Below are 6,905 nucleotides of genomic sequence, written 5' to 3'. Positions count from 1 at the left end.
CGGTGTGGAATAGAAAGCACTAAAGTTCAAATTTAGTACAAAAGCTAATAGAAAGCACAAATGTTCAGCCTAGTACAAAAGCCACACTGACGCAAAGCCAATGTTAGGTGAAGTAAATTACTCGTCATCCTTTTCATCAGGTTTTTGGTCAATTATATTTTGTACAAATCCTGTTGTTTTAAATTCTGTAATTATTGATTTTTTTCTCTCAACAATAAATGTCTCATAATCGTCTTTAAGCAATGCTTCTACTGCGTCAGGATTAATACAATGACTTTGCATTATATCAATCAACTTCTTTTTTCCTGCAGTCTTACCACCGTATTGTGTAATTATTTCTTCTAAATAGACTGATGGCAATTTATCAGAGATAATTTTTCGATTTGTGTCTGAGTATATCCAAGTCTGATTTAATATCGAGTCAACAGAAAATTCAGTTTTAATAATTTTCTCTGCTTTTTCTTTGTCTTTTATACCTCTTTTTGCCATTATTTGCTCACGCAAAGCAGCTCTTGGAAATATATGATGTAAGTCGCAAGGAACAGCCGAGGCAGGCCCAACAGGTTTATCTTCATAAAAGTCTTTCGGTTCTTTGAAGTTAATCATAGAAATTACTGCTTTTCCTAATGATGCGTTTTTTGAAGAATTGAAGTCACTCCATAGTTCTTTTAACCAACTAGGTATATTCGCATCCATACTATCCGAGCTAAACCATAATCTCATTTCGTTAATATCCTGATTCTGTTTGGCATCAGTACCATCGCTATATCTGTCAGCTACTCCTGCACCAAAGTACCAGGCTTTTAATTTATGTTGTCTAAGTAGTTTTAATCTTCCATCCTTTATATTTATTGGGAATTCTTTAATTATGCATGCAGCTGAGGCTACTAGAGGTGAATAAACCAAATACTTATCTGTCCCTTTTTGTAAGGCAGATCCACAATTCATGTCAATTTGAGTACAAGCCTCTTCCAAAGCTTCGCAGGAATTATCCCAATAATCATTTATATGTTGGGGCTTGATCAATTCAGGTAAAGATGCAGTTTTAGGTGAAATTCCAGCCATTAATGCAATAGTTTGTAAAAGATATCTTTTTGATGTTTCATCAAGTACTTTTATTAGAGGATATTTATCAATTGCCTCATCAAACATTTGCTTAATGCGAATATCCTTAGGGTACATAACAGCAACTAACAAATCAAAAGCACCCAAGGCTATACCTGATGTGTTTATTTTAGTAAATACTTTACATACACCAGTAATTCCCATTTTTTCAGAAACGATAACCGATGGCATATTGTAATTAAAATAATTATCAAATAGTCTATTTATTGGTGCAGATAAGAACTTAAGCCAAGTAGTACTTTCGTTGACTATATCTTGCAACTCTTGCTTACTTTTCTTTATTTTTAATTTTGTATGATTTTTAATTTCATAATTCTTTTCGGTTACAGTTTGATTAATTTGGTCTCTTACTTCATTCAAGATTGTTGTAAATCTTGTTTTTTCAGAAAGAAGTGTTAAAGGCATTTTTCGACTTTTCCCTCTTAGTTCTTTTAATGGGTCAGAAGTTTTATTTTGTTTAGAAAGTGCACTTGTGATATCCAAACCTAACTCTATCCATTCTTTTAGGTCTTTTTCCGATTCTGGACAATTATTTTTCTCCCAACTTTCTTTAATTGTTTTTAAATTTAAGTACCATATTTTTTCAGAAGTTCCATTGGTCAATCTGCTGAGTGAAGTAAGTCGTTGTTGTCCATCTAAAACTAAAAATCTAGGCGGAATCTTATCTTTTCCTTTATAATCAAATTGCCTTGCCTCAGGTGGGATGATTTCACTAAAATTGACCCAAGCAAGTAATGGGTTTTCCTTGTTTAATTCCAATAGTAAAATAGAACCTATCGGATGTCCAAGCAGCACGGATTCAAATAGCCCCTTTACATTAGGATCTTTCCAAATATAATCTCTTTGAAATTCTGGAAGTTGGTATTCTCCTTCATAAATTTGATCAATGACTGAGTTTAATCTTAAATCTTTTGAGGTTGTTGTTGAATCCATATTTAATTGTTTTATTGTTTTGTCTGTTTTTATTTCACCTAACGTGGTTGCGCTTGGCGAAGGTGGGGATTAAAAAGTACTAAAGTTCAAAATTAGAACCAAAGATAATAGAAATTGCGAATGATCAGCCTAGCACAAAAGCCCCACTTGCGCCAAACGCATGTTATGCGGTCGTTGTTTCTGCTAAATGTTTCTTTACCACATCTGATATTGATTCCTTTGTTATTCTCTTAGTCTCACAATATTTGCTTTTCAGCCAGTCTTCTAGTTTCTTATTTCCCTTACTTGCATTGCATGAACCACAACAAACAGCAATATTTTCGATACCGTTAATTCTAATGTCGTTAATAATATGTTCCCAAGTTCTTCTTGTTCTTCGGTTTCCATCTTTATCGGTAAATGATATCCCACAATAAACACAACTCAAGTCTCGTTGTAAAACAATCATTTCTACTTCTTTTGGTATTCCCCAACGGTTCGACATATTGCGATTTACTTTTCGTTTGTTTCAAACTCTTTAAGTGTCTTACCGTCTTTGTTTTTCCATTCTGTTAGTCCATTTGCATTTCGACCCATTATCATAACAGCGGCTGTTGATGGACTAGAAAAAATATAGTCATCTGTAAATTCAAAGTACTCTCCTTTGTTAACTATAACTCCTTCGTTGATAAGTTTTTGTCTATATGCAATGAAATTAGGTGTCATTGAATTAACAATAGAGGCAGCTGCTTTGGAATTTTTGAAAACAACAAATCCATCGGAAGTTGGTTCCCCTTGTCCGTCTGCGCCGCGAACAGCCTTAATAAAAAATATTTCCTTTTTTTGTTTTGGTTGGAACTCTCTTTTTTCTTCAAATACTTTATGTCCAAGTGTATTAACTAACATTTTTATATACTCAATAAATTCTTCCATTTCTGCTCTATCTGACTCAGATATCGAAGATTGTGTAGGCACAATAGAATTATCAACGGAATATCGATTCGCAAATTTTGCAATTTCATGTAGACGATTTTCTAAATATTTAATATGGGCTTTATTTAAATTTTCATCTTTACTAATAAATACAATTGCTTCATTCCAAAAATCTTTTTGAGTTAATTGTTGATTAAGTCTTTTTAGAATAGATTCTGCTTCGCCAATATAAACTTGGTCTTTTCCAGTATCATCTTTTCCGAACAGTAAGTACACACCTGTACTAGTTAGATCTTCTCGGTCTGAACAGTCTTTGATCTTAATTCGAGGGATTTTGTATGCTTTTCCAGACCAGTTGGAAAGTTCACAACTCATTCGTCCGTTAGGTTCTCCGTCAATGAGAAATATTTTTATAGTCTTACCAAATTTCATGTGTATTCTGTCTTTTTACAATGCCGCATAACGGTTTTGCGCTTTGCGTTCGGTGGGGGATAGAAAGTCCATCAGTTTAAAGTTGGTAGATTGTTTTTAGAAAGTTCAATTGTTCAGCCTAGTACATCAGCCCCACTGACGCAAAACGCATGTTGTAGGAGGTTTCGTTTTGCTGTTAGCTTGTCATTAATAATTGAAATAATCTAATAAAAAGAACAGACAGATGAAAATTCGCACCTGCCTGTCTTATTATTAAAAATCATTTCTTACCAAATCTATAAGCAATGCCATTTTCAAACCAAATTGAATTTTTCTGATATTTACCACCTAGTAAAAAATTAATACTTCTTAATGTAGAAGTAATAAAAAACCGCTTATAAATTTTTATATTACAATTAACTCCAACATTCAGTGCTAACCCACCCACTTGGCTTGCATCTTGGTCTGAAATACTTTCAGACCAAGTACCATGTGAAATAGTAAACTTGTGTATATCTGAATAGGAAACTTTACTCGATAGACCTAAAAGTAATTTTACATCTCCCAAATTATTCTGCTTTAGATTATACACGTAGTCTAAAGAAAGGCAAAATCCATTCCTACTAATAACCGTGCTATCCTTTAAGTTTATCATATTTTTACGACTTATATAGGTATAGTCATACAACACTCCAGTAATTTGAAACCCTCTTTTATTCTTTATATACATATATGAAAGTGAAGGTATCATTCTAAGCGTTTGTTGCTTATAGGGTGTATTGAATTTATAACCTGCATAATTAAAAAAGTATGCCCCTGGTGTTATAATACTTACTTGATTATTCTGCGCAAAGGAATCTTTCAAGTTAACCAATGAATATATTAAGATTGCTAAAGTTACAATCATGTATCTCATAGTAGTAATAGTTTGATTTTACATTTTTGCAAACCTAAGGATTTGAATATTAGCACCTTTTTGTATAATTAAATTATAGGTACCTGCTACATAGTTGCTTACGTTAATTTCTGAAGGGTTATTCCCATTACTAAATATTTGTTGATACTTATAGATTCCATTCATATCTATAATACTATATACCCAATTATTTTCATCATTAACATTGTCAAAATTTGTGTCAATATGTAGAACGTCTCTTACTGGATTAGGATATACTTTCGCTAATGAATTAGTCTGATTTGGTCCTTCATGTGCAAGTCCTAAATCTACAAATGTTACATTTTTTGAAATGCTTGAACAATGGTCAGTAACTTGAATATTTGATGTATTGAAATTTCCATTAAAACTGGTTATTGAGAACACTTCACTATTTGTGCCACTAATGGAAAATTGCCAAGGTGCTGGACTAAACCATGAATACTGAAATGGAAAAATAGTTTTACCTCCGCTTGCTGTATAGTGCTTAGGCATAGAACCAAATGGTACTCCATTGATATGATAAATGACAGAAGGGCCAGAAAGTGTTAAGGGAGATCTTACATCACCAATTCCTACGGCCGCCCATGCATTTTGTGTTTGGGTAATTTCGTTATTACAATGGCCTCCAAATAAATTAAAGGCCGAATTTATGCTACCCCATCTTGAATCATTATAATCCGAATTGCAACCTAAAAAATTAGTCAGGTTATAATATGCAATTCTAGAGGCGTTAACTTCACCAATGCCTGTAACTTGAATGTTGTTAAAAGTTGGATTTGTAGAACCTACAGACAAGAGATGAAACCAATAGTTTTGCACACCACTATTGGTATGGACGCCACACCAGTCGTTTTGTTCAGATGGTACACCACAGTTTGTATTTGCCCATAGGTTATTATCTTGATATATTGACGGCTGACCAAGTGCTGGTGGAAATGACATACTTCTTAAAATAATTGCATCTTCTCCAATATTCCAGTCATTTGTAACTCCATTTTGTGCATATCGCTCTATCATGAAGCCGAAAATGTCTGAAAACGATTCATTTAAAGCCCCTGATTCTCTTTCATACTCCAAGTCTGCTGTAAATTCAGTGACTCCATGAGCAAATTCATGCCCTAAGATATCAAGAGTAGCTAAACATTGATTGCCCAAAAAACCAATTTTTAGTCTATCAGCACCTGGTATGTTTGAATAGTTTGCATTACCAAATCCAGTCATATTTGCCCAAACTTGAATATTTCTTCCATTACCTTTACAACCATCTCTGTTAAAAGACTGCTTAAAGTAATCCCAGGATTGACTTGCACAATAATGTGGAGTAGTTACAAATCTGTCAGACCAAGGCCAACTATCATCACCATCATCATAATGCATTCCATAAATGAAAGCTATTTCCATTGCCAGGCTCTTTGGTTTCTATATTTCTACCTCCATCATTTGTTAGAAGGATATTATCTGAATATGGCCATCCTCTATGTTTGGTATCTATTGTACGCTGTCCGTAATAAAGTAAATCTGCGATTCCGTCTTTATGTATATTTTCAGATGTTTTAATCACTGAGCCATTAGAAGCATTAATATAAACATTTTTATCTATACCCGCTTGTTCACTCTGTAAACGAAATTTCCAAGCGAGAATAAAATTGCTATTTGAATAGTCTTTTTGTTCACCAGTCTTTGCAAATAGTAATTCTCCTGTAGGATAATATGTTGCCAAGGAATCTCCTGTAAGGATTTTTGCTTCGTTTTCTAAATTTGAATCTAGCCAAGAGTAAATGATAGAGTTTCCTAAGTGATTTATAGCATTTGTCAATGCATTACTTTCGTTAAGAACAGGGGTAGTTGTTGTATTTAACCCTTCGACTACTTTACAATTAATGCTTACTAAGTTGCCATTTTTATGATGTATAAAAAATTCAGCAAACTCAACTTTTATTCCATTGTAAGTTTGAATATACCTCTCATGTGTAACTTTATCTTCAGGTCTCATGAATTCAAAATCATCTGTAGTAACTTTAAAAATAGAAAAATTATCATTTATACCCATTCCAAAATGTTGTTTGTTATTCTGTAAAAAATTCAAATCAGTAATATTAACTCCCGGTCTTATTAGAAACCAACCTGAGGAATCTTGTATTTCAAAATTTTGGGTGATATAATCGTTTGTTTGAAGTAGATAGTTTGGAATATAACTTTGTGCAACTGAATTTGTGTGGATTGTAAGCAAAAGTATTGCTAACATCAGTAGTTTTGAAAAATAAGTTTTCATATTAGTAGAATTTATTTTGTTCGTGTCAGTTGGAAGATCCTTAGTGTCTGACCACCATACAGGTTGACATTTTTCGGTTGTCTGTCTGTAACTCAACCGCTGTATCAGATTACATTCTTACGAAAGTATCAAATATTTCTCAGTTATTTTTGCTTATGCGTTTGAATTTGTCATGCTATTTGTTGAATAGTTTTAATGACTGTTTCAAATTTCTTTCTGCTGTTGAATAATGAACTGTTCGCTCGTCTGAAATCTCCTACAACGTTTTCGGGCTTGGCGAAGGTGGCGATTTTTACCACAAATGTTGATGCGGAG

The 6,905-nt window shown here is 33.3% G+C and carries 6 protein-coding genes; all 6 read right to left on the bottom strand.

Features of this window, described 5'->3' with window-relative positions; genetic code table 11:
• Positions 1-117: 117 nt before the first annotated feature.
• On the bottom strand, positions 118-2,058 hold the full coding sequence (locus tag ACOYLP_RS09810; protein ID WP_422855994.1) for a GmrSD restriction endonuclease domain-containing protein: 1,941 nt from the start codon (positions 2,056-2,058) through the stop codon (positions 118-120).
• A 163-nt stretch (positions 2,059-2,221) separates the two neighbouring features.
• Positions 2,222-2,542 (bottom strand): HNH endonuclease, encoded by a 321-nt coding sequence (locus ACOYLP_RS09805; RefSeq protein WP_422855993.1) that lies wholly within the window; start codon positions 2,540-2,542, stop codon positions 2,222-2,224.
• A gap of 8 nt (positions 2,543-2,550) precedes the next feature.
• Positions 2,551-3,402 (bottom strand): GIY-YIG nuclease family protein, encoded by an 852-nt coding sequence (locus ACOYLP_RS09800; RefSeq protein WP_422855992.1) that lies wholly within the window; start codon positions 3,400-3,402, stop codon positions 2,551-2,553.
• A 259-nt stretch (positions 3,403-3,661) separates the two neighbouring features.
• Entirely contained in the window at positions 3,662-4,297 is a 636-nt protein-coding gene (locus ACOYLP_RS09795) for a hypothetical protein (protein ID WP_422855991.1), read from the bottom strand.
• An 18-nt stretch (positions 4,298-4,315) separates the two neighbouring features.
• Positions 4,316-5,719, bottom strand: a complete 1,404-nt coding sequence (locus tag ACOYLP_RS09790) for a M4 family metallopeptidase (protein WP_422855990.1) — start codon at positions 5,717-5,719, stop codon at positions 4,316-4,318.
• On the bottom strand, positions 5,685-6,590 hold the full coding sequence (locus tag ACOYLP_RS09785) for a hypothetical protein (protein ID WP_422855989.1): 906 nt from the start codon (positions 6,588-6,590) through the stop codon (positions 5,685-5,687). Before ACOYLP_RS09785 ends, ACOYLP_RS09790 begins: the two co-directional genes overlap by 35 nt.
• Positions 6,591-6,905: the final 315 nt, after the last annotated feature.

Source organism: Flavobacterium sp., assembly GCF_049318325.1.
Taxonomy (GTDB): Bacteria; Bacteroidota; Bacteroidia; order Flavobacteriales; family Flavobacteriaceae; genus Flavobacterium.
Note: the sequence above shows the minus strand (reverse complement) of the source record. Positions and strands in the feature narration are given on the sequence as shown.